This is a genomic window from Pseudidiomarina planktonica (genome assembly GCF_900177775.1).
GTDB lineage: Bacteria > Pseudomonadota > Gammaproteobacteria > Enterobacterales > Alteromonadaceae > Pseudidiomarina > Pseudidiomarina planktonica.
Genome location: NZ_FXWH01000004.1, coordinates 23,000 through 38,274 on the forward strand (window position 1 = coordinate 23,000; position 15,275 = coordinate 38,274).

The following is a 15,275-nucleotide window of genomic DNA, read 5'->3' on the forward strand; positions in this document are numbered from 1 at the left end:
TTCTCCTCAGACGTTACGCCTTGACAGCCGGCTTGATGATTACATCACCGCCAGTTGCACCAGGGACAGCGCCACGGACCAATAACAGGCCACGTTCCGCATCGACACGTACAACTTCTAGAGTTTGCACGGTAATACGTTTGTTACCCATTTGACCCGCCATTTTCTTGCCTTTGAATACGCGACCAGGTGACTGGTTCTGACCGATAGAACCCGGCGCACGATGCGACAACGAGTTACCATGGGTTGCGTCTTGCATGGCGAAATTCCAGCGCTTAACTGTACCTGCGAAACCTTTACCTTTCGAAGTACCCGTAACATCTACTTTCTTGGTGTCCGCAAACACCTCAACAGTCAGCTCAGAGCCTACTGTATAATCTTCACCTTCACCGTTCTCCAGGCGGAATTCCCAGAGACCGCGACCTGCTTCTACACCAGCTTTCGCATAGTGACCAGCAAGTGGCTTGGTGACGCGATGCGCTTTCTTTTCACCAGTTGTTACTTGTAATGCGCGGTAACCGTCCGTTTCTTCAGATTTAATCTGAGTAATACGGTTTGCAGTCACTTCAATCACAGTAACAGGTACAGAAGCGCCGTCTTCCTGGAAGACACGCGTCATTCCTACTTTACGACCGACTAGACCAATAGCCATTGTTAAAACCTCTCGTGTGTAATCCTATTACTGCCCGCTTAACCCAGGCTGATTTGAACATCAACACCAGCAGCAAGATCTAAACGCATTAACGCGTCTACGGTCTTATCAGTTGGGTCCATGATGTCAATCAGACGCTTGTGGGTACGGATCTCGTACTGGTCACGCGCATCTTTGTTCACGTGTGGAGAAATCAACACGGTGAAACGTTCTTTCCGCGTCGGTAGTGGGATTGGACCACGTACCTGAGCACCAGTGCGCTTTGCAGTTTCAACAATTTCTGCAGTCGACTGGTCAATCAGACGGTGATCGAACGCTTTCAGACGAATCCGAATTCTTTGATTAGCCATATAAAATCAAAGCCTCAAAATAAAGAGCATTTAAAAAAGAGCACAGAAAAAAACCTGCACCCTGGCACATACCGGGCGAGGTATTTTCAACGAAAATCCATTCAACCCCCTATCGGGGCTGCTGTGGTAAACCGATCCACTTCTTTAGGAGCTTTTAAAAAGAGCCACTTTAGAACGAATCGTGGCCGCGAATTATACTCCTTCGCGGCCACATGTCAACGCCGAATAAGCTATAGATTCATGCGACTGAATTAATGTTTTGCCGCATAAGCTTCGTTCGCACGCCACACCCGGATCAGGTTCTGACCGAGGATTTTTTCGATATCAGTGTCAGAGTAACCACGGTCCAATAAACCTTGCACCAGATTCGGATAGCTAGACACGTCTTTCAAACCAATTGGTAAGGAGTCACCCACACCGTCGTAGTCTGAGCCAATACCAACGTAATCAATACCAACCAGCTCAACCACATGATCAATATGATCAAGTACGGTATTCAAATCAGCAAAAGGATAAGGGTTGGAAGCACGAATTTCCGCAATCTTAGCTTCGGCTGCGTCAGTGCCCTCGCCCAACTCTTCATTAACGGCTGCAATACGCTTACGCAGCATGTCACCAAACTGATTGGCACGCTCGGTTACAAACGAAGAACCGAAGTTAATCATGATAACGCCTTCGTTTTCGGCCAGCGCTTTGATCATTTCATCGCTCATGTTGCGCTCAAAACCCGGCGTGTAACGACGTAGTGACGAATGCGAGGCTAATGCCGGCGCTTCACTGATTTCCATAACCTGGAAAAACGCGTCATCGGAGATGTGAGAAACATCAACCATCACGCCGACTTTGTTCATTTCTTTTACCAGAGTTTTACCAAAGTCACTGAGGCCGTTCCACTGCCGACGAATGTCGTATGAAGAATCAGAGATATGATTAGATTCAGAATGCGCTAACGTAATGTAGCGAATACCGCGGTTGTAGAATTCGTAGAGATTTTCCAGCTTACCTTCAATAGGCGAGCCATTTTCCATACCCAGGGCCAGCGAAATAACGCCACGCTCTTGCTGTTGCAATGCTTGGTCAACTGAGTATGCCATGGCGAATTTGTGTGGCGCACGAGTCGCCAGTGCTTCCATGCTATCAATAAGCTGATGAGCCAGTTGATAACTGCCGCCGGTACGTTCCAGCGCCGCTGGAATATAAATAGACATAAAAGGAACGTTCAACCCGCCTTCTTTGGCGCGCGGATAATCGAAATCACCATTCGCGGTAGCCCGGGTAACGTCTTCCCATTTATTGTTTAATCGGTAGGGAACGTCAATGTGGGTATCAACAACTAAATACTTTTGTGCCAGTTCTTGTGCTTTAGCAGAGGCTTCTATTGGTTCCGCTGCGGTTGCTGCCGTGGTTGCAAAGAATGCACCCATCAGGCCAACTAAAATACTTTTCTTCACTGTTACTTCCTTCATTAGCATGCTGAGGAAGCAGCAGATTAGCACAGTAGTCTAGCGCAGGTCACGCCCTTACCAGTGCGCTAAAAATGACTCTTAAGTGAAGTAAAGGTTACTACAGCACCGGCGACTACGGTTCCTACCACCGGTGCTAATATAGCTAACACTGTCAGTATGATAAATGAAGTCATGCTTCCACCCTGATGTTAATTACTCGCTTACACCAGGGGTGCGCTTGGTTACTACAGTAGTAGCTAACTGAGCTTCTTCAGTAGGCTGATACCATTGCACAATAGTTTCTTGTAATGCGTTTTTTGCGCTGGTTACGCTGTCAGCAGTTACAGCTGCTACTTGTACGGTAATGGCAGTAGCAATGTCACTCAGAATAGATTGCTTAGTAACAACTTCGTTGGCGTTGCTGGTTGCAGTAAAGCTCATCAATATCAGGGCTGCTGCAGTAGTGGTAATGGCTTTCATGGTAAATCTCCTTCGCTTGGGTTGAGGTTCATGCAGTATCGAATTGATGACTGTCATGCCGTTTTAGTCGAAGGAGTTAATACAAAGGTTGTGCCAATGCCGCAAAGTGAATTTAAGTTATTGTTTTAAAATAACTTTTATACTCACCAACAATGGCAGGCTAAGTTTAGCGAGATGTTGCGATAGTGTTTTTAACCACTGTTTTTAGCAAATTCCGCTATTTTTTCGTCAGCTTTTAACATGGCTTCCTGCACCGCCTCAAACGCCCCCCAAAGCAAAGCTTCAGGGCTGCTAGCCTGAGGTCCGTTCTGACTTAAATACTGGCGCCAACGCTTGGCACCGGGCAAGCCCTGAAACAAACCAAGCATGTGCCGCGCTACGTGCCAACAACGGCCGCCGGCAGCAACATGAGCAGTGGTGTATGCCACCATAGTTTCAATCACCTGAGCACGCTCAATGCTGCGATTTGGCTGCTGCATAAAATTATCAAACTCGGTCAATAGCCAGGGATTTTGGTAGGCTTCCCGGCCAATCATCACGCCATCAACAAAAGGCTGATGTTGCGCCACTTCGGCCATAGTTTTTACGCCGCCATTAAGCGTAATATGTAATTCGGGGCGGCGTTGCTTGGCGCGGTAAACACGCTCGTATTGCAATGGTGGAATTTCACGATTTTGTTTGGGGCTTAAGCCCTTTAACCAGGCTTTTCTGGCATGCAGGGTAAAGTGTTCACAACCAGCATCTGCAACCGTATCAATAAAGGTATCTAAAAACTCATCGCTATCGTGATCGTCAATACCAAGCCGCGTCTTTACACTCACGCGCAGGCCCGTTGCCGCCCTAATTGCTTTCACGCCAGCCGCCACCAGCTCCGGCTCTGCCATTAAGCAGGCACCAAAACTACCGTTTTGAACCCGGTCCGACGGGCAACCAACATTAATATTCACTTCCTGATAACCGCGCTGCTGGGCCAATACGGCACTTTTAGCCAAAGCTTCGGCATCACTACCACCTAGCTGTAACACCAGCGGCTGCTCATGTGGATGGAATGCCAAAAAGTCGCCTTTACCGTAAATCAACGCGCCGGTAGTCACCATTTCGGTGTATAGCACAGTATGCTGACTTAACTGCCGATGAAAGTAGCGGCAATGCCTATCGGTCCAGTCCAGCATTGGTGCCACTGATAATACAAAATTATCAGATGCGGGTTTTGTCGGTGCTGTGGTAGACGATGGTTCGGAACTTAATTGGGACATGATAACAACCAGTTTGCGGGATCTTAAAAAGCCGAAGCTCTGTACAACTGCATAGTCTACGATCACTGGCAGCTTCAGTCTATGCGATTATGATTTGCCGTGGTAAACTTCAATAATGCTTAAAAATGAATCGAAGCGGCTTGTTACCAAAGCCGAAAAGCTCTGTGAACAACGCGGTGTCCGTCTGACACCCGCGCGCCGTGAGGTGTTCGAAATTCTGGCGGCAGAAGCAAATGCTATTGGCGCATACGACTTACTCGATAAGTTGAAAACGGCAGTACCAAATGCCAAACCCCCGACTATTTACCGGGCATTGGATTTTTTGCAAGAACAAGGGTTCGTGCACAAAATCACTTCGTCCAACAGTTATGTGTTGTGTAGTCACTTCGGCCACCAGCATCCAGTGCAAATGTTAATTTGCGAGAACTGTGGGTCGGTTCAGGAAATCCAATCTGACGGGGTTTATGAAGAACTTTATAAACAAGCCGAGGAACAAGGTTTTCTGGTCTCCACACAGACCATAGAAGCACATGGACGATGTCGTGATTGTCACATCTAAGTGGCTGGTTAAAAGTTAAACCATAGGGTTCGCCGTCATACCGAAAGGCGAGTAATTAGAATGCATGTTAAACTGTCTACAGCAACGATAGGCTAACCATGGAAGCAAGGTTTCTTGATATGAATGCAGAGTTCGTAAATCCATTTTTAAATGCTCTCAAAAATGTTCTCGGCACTATGGCTAATCTCGAGCTTAAAGCTGGTAAAGCGGCTATGAAAAAAGACGAGATGGCTCGCGGTGACGTTTCTGGCGTAATCGGCATGGTTGGCCCACAACTGAAAGGCTCCTTCTCAATTTCCTTTGAAGAAAATCTGGCCTGCGAAATTATGCACAAGATGCTGGGCGAGAAACCTGACAAGTTAGATGCTGAAGTTTGCGATATGGTTGGTGAAATAACGAATATGGTTACCGGCGGCGCAAAACGCGAACTTGGTGAGAAAGGCTACGATTTTGAAATGGCCACACCAATTGTAGTGTCCGGTAAAAACCATACCATTTCACATCGTTCTGAAGGGCCTAAGCTTATTATGCCGTTCACTCATATTGCCGGCAAAGCTTACATTGAAATTTGTTTCGATCGCGCTGTTTAAGCGCGATCTTCCCTCTTACTTAGTAATCATCATCACTGGCACGAACGAAGTTGTCAAAACGCGACAACTGACCATGGAACTTTAATTCCAGCGAGCCAATAGGCCCGTTCCGCTGCTTACCAATAATAACTTCTGCCAAACCTTTCTGACTAGAATCCGGGTGATACACTTCATCACGGTAAATAAACATGATGACGTCGGCATCCTGCTCAATTGAACCTGACTCACGTAAATCCGAGTTGATTGGTTTTTTGTCAGCACGCTGTTCCAGTGAACGGTTTAGCTGCGACAAAGCAACTACCGGCACTTTTAGTTCTTTCGCCAGAGATTTCAATGACCGTGAAATTTCAGCAATTTCCAGCGTTCGGTTTTCACTCATACCCGGCACTGTCATAAGCTGCAAATAATCCACCATGATCATGGACAAACCACCAAACTCACGCGCTACCCGCCGCGCCCGTGAACGCACTTCGGTAGGTGTAAGGCCGGAAGAGTCATCAATAAACATATTGCCTTTCTCGTCCAGCATATTCATAACCGAGGCTATGCGAGCCCAGTCGTCATCGGCAAGTCGCCCGGTACGTATTTTGGTTTGATCCACCCGGCTTAGTGAGGCCAGCATACGCATCATCAGCTGTTCAGCAGGCATCTCCAAACTAAATACTAATACTGGCTTATCTTCATTCAGTGCCACATGCTCAGCCAGGTTCATGGCAAAGGTGGTTTTACCCATAGACGGCCGTGCCGCTACAATAATCAAGTCGGACGGCTGTAAACCCGCCGTCATGCGATCCAAGTCGTGGAAGCCGCTGGACACACCGGTAACGCCGTTGTGGTTCTTGATTTTGCTCATTTCTTCAATACGAGCAATGGTCTTTTCCAACACCGACCCAATACGCTGTGGCCCTTCACTACCGGTAATACGCTTTTCGGCAATTTTAAAAACTTTGCTCTCGGCAATATCGAGCAACTCGGCGCTACTACGATTTTGGGTGTCGAACCCTGACTCGGAGATTTCGTTTGCTACCGAGATCATTTCGCGAACCACCGCGCGTTCCCGCACAATTTGCGCATAAGCATTGATATTGGCGGCACTAGGCGTGTTCTTCGCAATTTCGCCAATGTAGGCAAAGCCACCCACATCATTAAGCTCGCCAGTAGCCTCTAAGGCTTCAGATACGGTGACTAAATCGATAGGTTGTGATCGCTCCGCAAGATATTGCATAGCAGCAAATATCTTTCGATGCGCGCGATGATAGAAGTCATCCTCAATAACCTTGCCGGCAACGTTATCCCAGGCATCGTTATCCAGCATTAAGCCGCCCAGCACGGACTGCTCTGCTTCTATCGAGTGCGGAGGGGTTTTAATTGCATCCAGTTTTGCGTCGGAGCTGAACGAATTGTCTTTACGGTTACCTTTGGTTCCGTATGCGGCCATGCCTGTCTCAATTTTTCTGCGTAATATACCAATCAGGAACTATACAAAATGCGGGAGAAAGAGGGAAGCGGATCTAGAGCAGATCCGCTTTTTAAATAGCTTTACAATGACTTTTGTTTAGGTGTTGGCTTAGTTTTTACGCACTTCAATGTCGCCACTCACAGTGTTCATCTTCACTGTGCTGCTGCCTTCACCAACCCGAAAATCTAACGAGCGTGCAGGTCCATATTTAGCCTTTTCAGCTCGGCGGTCGGTAATGCGGTTAATAATATCACCGCCGGCATTAGCGGCCAGCTCAAACTGAGCATCCAGGTCACCCGCAAAAGTTAACCGTAAGTCGCCACTTACACTGGTAGCCTCCAAACGGGAGTTTGGTTGCAACTGCAAGCCGACATTCGCATCACCACTGACATTCTTTAACGTCAGCGATTCGATGGTTTTTAAATCAAGCTCTATGTCACCAGATACAGTCTGTGCATTTACCGTCTTGATACTGGTAATGGCAAGTACATCACCACTTACCGACTGATAACTTATTGCCGTACCACTGGCATCACGGTCATCAATATCACCACTGACAGTTTCTACCGCAATATCACCGGCTAACTGACGTGATGTCACATCACCACTTACGGTATTTAAACGAATATTTCCCTGTAGGTTACGTGCCGTTAAATCGCCGCTAACTGAGGTTACCTGAGTACCACCATGTATATTAGTGATTTCAACATCGGTTGAGACTCCGGAAACACTAACGCCTACTGACTGGGGCAAGCGTACCACCAGGTTGGAACCTTCATCGCGCTCACCGCGCCAATCTACGTTCCGTGGCATTTCAACTTTAATAAATAAGGTATTGCCACGCATTTCCATGGTAAAGCCTTCGGCTTTTTCATCCAGGGTACCGGTAACTTCGGCGGTGCTTCTATCACTTCCGATAACCTTCAGGTCACCGCGCATATTCTCGATATTAACGCTTGCGGTAGCTGGAATGTCACGTTGCTCATTCACTGCTCGCCCTTGGGCAAACACGGTTGAGGTTACTGATGCCAGTAACAAAACCGATAAAACGCCTGTTAATAATTTCATTTTACACCTCATAACTTACAGTTGTTGCCAACGAGTTTCAGATTTCAATTCGGACTGGAGTAACATGAGTTCTTGTTCATGCACCCAGCGTAACATTTCTAGTAAGGCCTGGTTTTGCGGGTCTTCCTGCAGCGCTTTGCTTAGCGCATCACCCGCATCACGTAATTTCGTAAGCTCAGCTTCAGCCGTAGCAGAGGGCTCATAGCTGCTTTGTTGATAACTCACCAACAATTGCTCACGCTGCTGCTGTTGATGCGTATTCAGTACGTCTACCAATTGTGCCGTGGCGGGTACCTCGGTATTCACCGGCGACCAGATATTCGTAGTAATCATAGTTACGGCTAACACCACACCCGCCGCAATTGCCCAGGCCCCGGGTTGTCGGTGCACTGGTACTTGCTTGCTATCCGCTTTGCGTTGCTCGGCATGCGCTATGGCCGCTTCCACTCCACGCCATAAGTCGCGTCGTGGGGTTAGCTCGCTATTATGCTCGGCAATTAAATCATCAAGCTGTTGTTGGTTACTCATTGCTTAACCACTCCTCTAACAAACCTCTGGCGCGATGAAACTGTGCTTTACTGGTGCCTACCGCAATATTTAGCTGTTCGGCAATTTCATCGTGACGCAATCCTTCCAGTGCATGCAGCACAAACACCCAGCGCGTTTTTTCCGGTAACCTTTGAATATGTTTATCCAACTCACCAAGATCAGCCGGCGCGTCAACGCTTTGCTCAGGTACAGTTTCGTCAGCGAACTGCAGTCGAACCCGCCGAAACCAGCGCTGCTGCTTACGCAATTCACCAATCGCAACCCGCGTGGCTACCGTGTGCAGCCAGGTACTAAACTTACTCTCCCCGCGAAAGCTCTGCAGTTTATGCCACACCTGCACAAACACCTCCTGCGCTAAATCTTCGGCATAGCTGGTGTCGTTACAAAGCCGGTAAACCAAGCCAAAGACACGTTTTTGGTGGCGTTGAAACAGTTGCTGAAAAGCCTGCATGTCGCCTGCTTTCGCCCGCTCAACCAACGGACTATCGTCGTCTAGAAAGCGCTCGTGAGCAGCTATAACCTGTGCAACCACAGAAGCCCCTTGTAATCTTAACTAGTGATGTTGTGCTTAGTATGAAGGAAGATGATCAGGAAAGGTTTACCGGGAGTGAAAATTAAACAAAAAAAACCACGCCAATAAGCGTGGTTTTTTTATTTCTAACCAAGTTTAGTTACGAATAACTTACTCAGCAGGTACAACTTTCAAAGTAACAGTTGCGAATACATCGGCATGCAAATGCAATTCGATTTCGTATTCACCAACGTCACGCAAAGTACCGTTAGGTAACAATACTTCACTCTTTTGCACTTTAACGCCAGCTGCAGTCACTGCATCAGCGATATCGCGAGTACCGATAGAACCGAAGAGTTTACCTTCGTCACCAGCTTTAGAAGAAATCACAACTGGTTCCAGTGCATTCACTGTTTCAGCGCGTTTTTCTGCAGCAGCTAAATCTTCAGCAATTTTTGCTTCTAATTCAGCACGACGCTCTTCAAATACTTTTACGTTCGCTTCGGTTGCAGGAACTGCTTTACCTTGCGGGAACAAAAAGTTACGTGCATAACCAGACTTTACTGCAACCTTGTCACCAAGGCCGCCTAAGTTGGCGATTTTATCTAGTAAAATAATTTCCATTGTTCGCTACCTCTAATCTCTGAGATCGTTCGCAAAGCTGGGCTTACTGATGTGAATCAGTGTAAGGCAGCAAAGACAAGTAACGTGCACGTTTAATTGCACGCGCCAACTGCCGTTGATACTTCGCAGAAGTACCGGTAATACGGCTAGGAACGATTTTGCCACTCTCAGTGATGTAGTTTTTCAGAGTAGCGATATCTTTGTAATCAATTTCTTTAACGCCTTCTGCCTTAAACCGGCAGAACTTACGGCGACGGAAAAAACGAGCCATGATGGTCTCCTCAAATCATTTTCAGTTGCTGAGCATGCAGTACTAATTTTGCCAGGCCATTGTTGTCTTCCTGACGGTTCAGAAATCCCCGAACCTGAACTGCACTACCCACTGTTAACTTTGTCACCCATTCACTTGCTTCAGCGCCACTAAACACGACCTGTATGCGAACATAACTACGTCGCGGGAGTGTGGCTTCAAATTGTTCTGAAATATGTTCCAGTGCAAAGTGAAGATGGCTGATGCCAGCTGGACTTTTCGTAACCTTTGCCGGTTTGCAGACGTTACCGTCTATAACGAACTGGTTGGTACTTAAATCCATGGGTTGTTGTGCATACAATCAGTTGTGTTACCAACCGACTTATGCAGCTTCACTATCGTCTTGTTGATCACGGCTATCGCCACGACGCTCTTCTTTCGGCTTTGTCAGCGGAGAAGGTTCAGACACAGCTTCTTTCTTACGCATGATCATGTTGCGCAGAACCGCGTCGTTGTAACGGAAAGCTGTTTCCAGTTCTTCTACAACTTCAGCTGAAGCTTCAATGTTCAACAGAACATAGTGTGCTTTATGCAACTTATTGATTGGGTAAGCCAGTTGACGACGACCCCAGTCTTCCAGACGGTGAATCGTGCCACCACCTTGCGTGATCGTTTCGCTATAACGCTCGATCATGCCAGGTACTTGCTCGCTTTGGTCCGGATGGACCATAAATACGATTTCATAATGACGCATTACTGCTCCTTATGGTTCATAGCCTTTGTACGGATCAGTCGCACCGCCGAAAAGCAAGGAACGCTCTTTTTTAAAAAAATGAAAATACTATAAGACTGATTTAAGCCGCGGGATTTTAGCGTATACCAGGGCAAACTACAAGCAAGGCCTGCTATTCGTTTACAGAGGTTATTTCTGACAGGGTCATATCTACCACTTGCGCCGACAAATTAGGCGCGGCATTTTCAGCTCCATCGACAACAAAGCGGGCTACCCTGGGTTGGTCGTCACGCGTTTGAATCGGAGCTGTTAGTTCGGCTTGAATAACAATCCGTTGCTGTTGGTTAATACTAAGAAACAAACGCCAGCTCGACGGACTTGCCTGAGGTACTAATACCAGTTCGTGACGAGCCGCCAGCCTGGAGCTAATGTCTTCGGCCAAGGTCGTTAAACTGGCATTATTCTCAGTACCAGTGACACTCAAATACAGCTGCGGTTTTTGTTGTCGCTGGCTGTCATCAAGCATACCACTGGGCAACCAACCAAACAGAAACACTAGCCCAACCAGAGCTACCAGCCCCAGCGGTTGCCAACGATTTAGCTTAGGCACGGGCAAACTGCCGTTGGCGCACTACTTCGTACAAGCACACACCAGTGGCAACCGAAACATTTAAACTACTGACGCTGCCGGCTAACGGAATAGAAACTAGTTGGTCACAGGTTTCGCGGGTTAATCGGCGCATACCGTCGCCTTCCGCACCCATCACAATAGCCAGCGGACCTTTGAAATCTACTTCGTACAGGTTGTGCGTTGCTTCACCAGCGGTGCCAACTAACCACACTTGCTCGTCCTGTAACTGTCGTAACGCCCGGGCAAGATTAGTTACCTGTACCAGTGGCACGGTTTCAGCAGCACCAGATGCTACTTTGCGCACAGTTGGATTCATGGTGGCGGATTTGTCTTTCGGCACAATAACCGCAGTAACACCAGCAGCATCAGCGCTACGCAGGCAAGCGCCCAGGTTATGCGGGTCGGTAACGCCGTCCAGCACTAAAAACAGCGCGCGATCGCCCTGCTTTTGGCATAACTCGGTTAAATCGTTTTCCGTTAGCGCCGGAGCCGCCAAAGCCGTAACGACCACGCCTTGGTGATTGCCGCTTTCAGCACGTTTATCCAAACTCGCCTTCGGCACGAACTGCGGGCGTACCCCCATTTTCTGGGCGGAACTAATCAGCTTTTGCAACGCCGGGTCTTGTCGCTCTTTGGTTGCAAAGAGTTCCACCAAACGTTCCGGGTGCTGTTCAATCAGGGCTCGCACCGAGTGCAAGCCAAACACTGTTATTTTTTTACTCATTCTTTGGTCTTTTTCGCTGGTTTTTTACTTGGTTTCTTGCCTGATTTAGGGCCGGAACCTTTATTCCCACCACCCTTATTATTGCGACTGCGGCTGCGACCACGGCCGCCTTTCTTACCTTTTTTCTCGCGTTCTGCACGAGCTTCGGCTTGTTCTTCTGGTGACTGCAATCGCGTTTCACCAGTTGGGCTTACCGATGAAATCAATTCCAAATCAATTTTCCGGTCGTCCAGATTTACTGAGCGTACTTTTACCTGCACTTTATCGCCAAGGCGATACACCTGACGTGAGTTTTCGCCAATCAACAGGTGACGCTTATCGTCAAAATGGTAGTAATCGTTATCCAGATTGGTGATATGCACCAGACCATCAATTTGCATGTCGTCCAGGCGAATAAACAAACCAAAGCTGGTTACTGAGGCAATAACACCGCCAAACTCTGCACCAACATGATCCTGCATATATTCGCACTTCAACCACTCATCGACCTGACGCGTAGCGTCATCAGCACGGCGTTCGGTCATGGAACAGTGCACACCCAGACTCTCAAGTTGGTCATCCGGGTACATCCAGCTACCATTTAAGCCAGCCGAAGGACCGTTTTGCTTTTTCAGTAGTGCTTTAATAGCACGATGCAAAATCAAATCAGGGTAACGTCGAATTGGCGACGTAAAGTGGGAGTAAGAATCCAATGCCAGACCAAAATGCCCCACGTTATCCGGACTATAAACCGCTTGCTGCATGGAACGCAGCAGCATAGTTTGAATCAGCTCGTGATCCGGACGCTCAGCAACGTCTGCCAATACTTTGGCATAGTCTTTCGGCGTTGGCTCATCGCCACCGCTCATAGTTAAACCAAGTTCGCCTAAGAAGGCGCGGAAATTAGTGAGCTTTTCTTCTTTCGGAGTTTCGTGAATACGGAACAGCGCGCCAGCTTCTTCATTCTTTTCAATGAACAGAGCCGTGGCCACGTTGGCCATGATCATGCACTCTTCAATAATGGTGTGAGCCACATTGCGATGCACCGGCTCAATACGTTCAATTTTACGCTGCGCATTGAAGATAAAACGAGTTTCCAGCGTTTCAAATTCAATGGCCGAGCGGCGTTGACGGGCAGCTTTCAGCACCTTAAACAACTCATGCAGGCGCTCTACCGAACCCACTACATGGTCATACTCGCGGCGCAGCTCAGCATTGCCCTCTAGCATAGAGGCCACTTTCGAGTAGGTTAAGCGTGCATGCGATTTCATCACAGCGGGATAAAAGGTTGATGCCTTCAACTTACCACGGCTATCAATGCGCATTTCCGCAACCATACACAAGCGGTCAACGTCAGGATTCAACGAACACAAACCGTTGGATAGTTTCTCCGGCAGCATCGGTACCACAAAATTCGGGAAATAAACCGAGTTACCGCGTTTCAGTGCTTCTTTATCCAGTGCCGTGTTGGTGCGTACGTAATAACTAACATCGGCAATGGCAACCCATAAGCGCCAGCCGTCGCCATCAGGCTCAACACAAACTGCATCATCAAAGTCTCGCGAATCTTCGCCATCAATGGTGATGAGCGGAAGCTCGCGTAAATCTTGTCGGTCTTCATAAGCTTCAGCAGGCACGGTATCGCTAATCTGCTCAAGCTCTTTTAATACATCTGACGGCCATTCGGTAGGAATATCGTGTTCGCGAATCGCAACTTCTATTTCCATACCCGGTGCCATGTGGTCACCAAGAACGTCAGCAACTTCACCGATTGGGCTGGTACGGCGGCTTGGCCGACGAGTAATTTTCACCACCACGATTTGGCCGTGGCGAGCGCCATTTTTTGCGCCTTCAGGTATTAGAATATCCTGACAAATACGGCCGTCGTCAGGTACTACAATACCTAAATCATGTTCGACGAAATAACGTCCAACAATTTCAGCATCACGCGGTTCAATTACCCGCACAATTCGCCCTTCACGACGACCACGGCTGTCGGTGCCGTGCTCTTTTACCAGCACGCGGTCGCCATGCAGTACCGAGTACATTTGGTGATGCGGAATGAATACGTCGCTGCCACCTTCATCTAGCGTACAAAAACCGAAACCGTCTTTATGACCAATGATGCGCCCTTTCAGCAGTTCCATTCTATCTGGCAAGCCATAGGCATTTGCTTTGGTGTAAATAAGTTGGCCGTCGCGCTCCATCGCGCGCAGGCGCCGCTTCATGCCAATATGTTGGCGTTCATCGGTTAAATTGAATTTGTTCACCAGGTCGTCAAAGGACATTGGCTTTAATTGCTCAGTTACGGCTTCGAGCATAGCTTCGCGAGACGGAATTTCGACTTCGTACTCGGGCTGATTGTTGTCACTTTGTTTGTCTGTGGTATTTACCATAGTTCCTCGAACAGCTCTGTTGTGGCGCTGTATATTTTTGGTATGAATTTTTTGAGTTTGTCATGCTGACGGTTTCTTCACGTTTTTTGGAAACCTTTGAAAACAGCAACTTGCTTCTGGGTCAGTATATACGACTCAGGTCAGAACTCTAAATATGATTAATGAATATTAGATTAATTACCGGCAGGGAAACCAATTTAAGAAGGTTTTTATAGCTGGGGATACAAATAAATGGTGCCGAAGGGGGGACTTGAACCCCCACGCTGTTACCAGCGGCGGATTTTGAATCCGCTGCGTCTACCAATTCCGCCACTTCGGCAAGTTGGGAATAGCTTAGTGCGACGCATTATACGCATGGCTTAACTTCGATCAAGTAAATTATGAGTGCCGCCGGCTCAACTGCTTAAAAGCTGTTCAGCCAAGAGCTCTTTGCTGGTAAACGACCGCAGATTTTGAATCCGGGCAGGTCATGCTACACTCTTCGGCGCAGATTTTGACTTACGGAACCCCTTATGAACACCACTCATGCCTTGCACGCTGGCTTTCCCAGCGCCAGCTTTCTTCGCCGCTTTGCCGCCTGGATTTACGACGTACTGGTTGCGGCCGCTATTATTATGCTGTCGTCGGCATTGGCCTTGGCTTTTGCGGCGCTGCTCACGGCCACTGGCATGCTTACCTTAGCCGAAGGTCAGGATCACGCAGGCTGGCTCAATAATTCGCCGTTCTATTCGCTCTACATACTAGTTGTACTGGGGCTGTTTTTTGGTTGGTTCTGGTGGCGCAGTGGGCAAACCATAGGCATGCGCGCCTGGCGCTTGAAAGTACAAAATCGCGACGGCTCTCGCATGAGCGCAAAACAAGCGGCTATTCGCGTACTTACTTGTCTGTTCGGACTGGGCAATTTGTGGGTGTTAGTAGATTTTAAAAATCGACGAGCCTGGCATGACTACGCAGCCAAAACCGAGTTGGTTACACTTTCCAAAGAAGCAAACCAACTTTATTACTGGAAAGATTTATAA

Annotated in this window: 19 protein-coding genes and 1 tRNA gene; 3 read left to right on the forward strand and 17 right to left on the reverse strand. The window is 48.0% G+C overall.

The window, feature by feature from the left end:
- Positions 1-13: 13 nt before the first annotated feature.
- The 5 genes from rplC to dusA form a co-directional block, all read right to left on the reverse strand.
- Positions 14-652: a 50S ribosomal protein L3 gene (gene rplC, locus CCE91_RS11760; protein ID WP_086435508.1), complete on the reverse strand. Its 639-nt coding sequence runs from the start codon at positions 650-652 to the stop codon at positions 14-16.
- A gap of 38 nt (positions 653-690) precedes the next feature.
- Positions 691-1,002 (reverse strand): 30S ribosomal protein S10, encoded by a 312-nt coding sequence (gene rpsJ, locus CCE91_RS11765; protein ID WP_008488677.1) that lies wholly within the window; start codon positions 1,000-1,002, stop codon positions 691-693.
- A 251-nt stretch (positions 1,003-1,253) separates the two neighbouring features.
- Positions 1,254-2,426 (reverse strand): dipeptidase, encoded by a 1,173-nt coding sequence (locus CCE91_RS11770; protein ID WP_234996339.1) that lies wholly within the window; start codon positions 2,424-2,426, stop codon positions 1,254-1,256.
- Between the two features lie 234 nt (positions 2,427-2,660).
- Entirely contained in the window at positions 2,661-2,927 is a 267-nt protein-coding gene (locus CCE91_RS11775; protein WP_086435510.1) for a hypothetical protein, read from the reverse strand.
- Between the two features lie 191 nt (positions 2,928-3,118).
- Entirely contained in the window at positions 3,119-4,183 is a 1,065-nt protein-coding gene (gene dusA, locus CCE91_RS11780; protein ID WP_086435511.1) for a tRNA dihydrouridine(20/20a) synthase DusA, read from the reverse strand.
- Positions 4,184-4,298: 115 nt separating this feature from the next.
- Between dusA and zur the strand changes: the two genes are divergently transcribed.
- Positions 4,299-4,742, forward strand: a complete 444-nt coding sequence (zur, locus tag CCE91_RS11785; RefSeq protein ID WP_086435512.1) for a zinc uptake transcriptional repressor Zur — start codon at positions 4,299-4,301, stop codon at positions 4,740-4,742.
- Positions 4,743-4,861: 119 nt separating this feature from the next.
- Positions 4,862-5,332: a chemotaxis protein CheX gene (locus CCE91_RS11790; RefSeq protein ID WP_086435513.1), complete on the forward strand. Its 471-nt coding sequence runs from the start codon at positions 4,862-4,864 to the stop codon at positions 5,330-5,332.
- Between the two features lie 19 nt (positions 5,333-5,351).
- Here CCE91_RS11790 and dnaB read toward each other — a convergent pair whose 3' ends face one another.
- From dnaB to CCE91_RS11850, 12 genes are all read right to left on the reverse strand, one after another.
- Complete coding sequence (gene dnaB / locus CCE91_RS11795) at positions 5,352-6,770, reverse strand: replicative DNA helicase (protein WP_086435514.1); 1,419 nt, start codon at positions 6,768-6,770, stop codon at positions 5,352-5,354.
- A 129-nt stretch (positions 6,771-6,899) separates the two neighbouring features.
- Positions 6,900-7,859: a DUF4097 family beta strand repeat-containing protein gene (locus CCE91_RS11800; protein WP_157984169.1), complete on the reverse strand. Its 960-nt coding sequence runs from the start codon at positions 7,857-7,859 to the stop codon at positions 6,900-6,902.
- Between the two features lie 15 nt (positions 7,860-7,874).
- On the reverse strand, positions 7,875-8,387 hold the full coding sequence (locus CCE91_RS11805; RefSeq protein WP_086435516.1) for a hypothetical protein: 513 nt from the start codon (positions 8,385-8,387) through the stop codon (positions 7,875-7,877).
- Positions 8,380-8,940: an RNA polymerase sigma factor gene (locus tag CCE91_RS11810; protein ID WP_234996338.1), complete on the reverse strand. Its 561-nt coding sequence runs from the start codon at positions 8,938-8,940 to the stop codon at positions 8,380-8,382. Before CCE91_RS11810 ends, CCE91_RS11805 begins: the two co-directional genes overlap by 8 nt.
- A 150-nt stretch (positions 8,941-9,090) precedes the next feature.
- On the reverse strand, positions 9,091-9,543 hold the full coding sequence (rplI, locus tag CCE91_RS11815; RefSeq protein WP_086435517.1) for a 50S ribosomal protein L9: 453 nt from the start codon (positions 9,541-9,543) through the stop codon (positions 9,091-9,093).
- Between the two features lie 43 nt (positions 9,544-9,586).
- Positions 9,587-9,814 carry a 30S ribosomal protein S18 gene (gene rpsR, locus CCE91_RS11820; RefSeq protein ID WP_006956988.1) on the reverse strand — a complete coding sequence of 76 codons (228 nt, stop codon included), beginning with the start codon at positions 9,812-9,814 and terminating at the stop codon, positions 9,587-9,589.
- Positions 9,815-9,824: 10 nt separating this feature from the next.
- A complete protein-coding gene (gene priB / locus CCE91_RS11825; protein ID WP_086435518.1) occupies positions 9,825-10,136 on the reverse strand; it encodes a primosomal replication protein N in 312 nt (103 codons plus the stop codon).
- A 39-nt stretch (positions 10,137-10,175) separates the two neighbouring features.
- Positions 10,176-10,547: a 30S ribosomal protein S6 gene (gene rpsF, locus CCE91_RS11830; RefSeq protein ID WP_086435519.1), complete on the reverse strand. Its 372-nt coding sequence runs from the start codon at positions 10,545-10,547 to the stop codon at positions 10,176-10,178.
- A gap of 151 nt (positions 10,548-10,698) precedes the next feature.
- On the reverse strand, positions 10,699-11,136 hold the full coding sequence (locus CCE91_RS11835; RefSeq protein ID WP_086435520.1) for a hypothetical protein: 438 nt from the start codon (positions 11,134-11,136) through the stop codon (positions 10,699-10,701).
- Complete coding sequence (gene rlmB, locus CCE91_RS11840) at positions 11,129-11,881, reverse strand: 23S rRNA (guanosine(2251)-2'-O)-methyltransferase RlmB (protein ID WP_086435521.1); 753 nt, start codon at positions 11,879-11,881, stop codon at positions 11,129-11,131. Before rlmB ends, CCE91_RS11835 begins: the two co-directional genes overlap by 8 nt.
- Complete coding sequence (rnr, locus tag CCE91_RS11845; protein WP_086435522.1) at positions 11,878-14,256, reverse strand: ribonuclease R; 2,379 nt, start codon at positions 14,254-14,256, stop codon at positions 11,878-11,880. The genes rlmB and rnr overlap by 4 nt, the downstream gene beginning before the upstream one ends.
- A 232-nt stretch (positions 14,257-14,488) precedes the next feature.
- Positions 14,489-14,575 (reverse strand) — tRNA-Leu (locus CCE91_RS11850).
- Positions 14,576-14,768: 193 nt separating this feature from the next.
- Here CCE91_RS11850 and CCE91_RS11855 point away from each other — a divergent pair.
- Positions 14,769-15,275, forward strand: coding sequence for an RDD family protein (locus tag CCE91_RS11855; protein WP_086435523.1), 507 nt, complete (start codon positions 14,769-14,771; stop codon positions 15,273-15,275).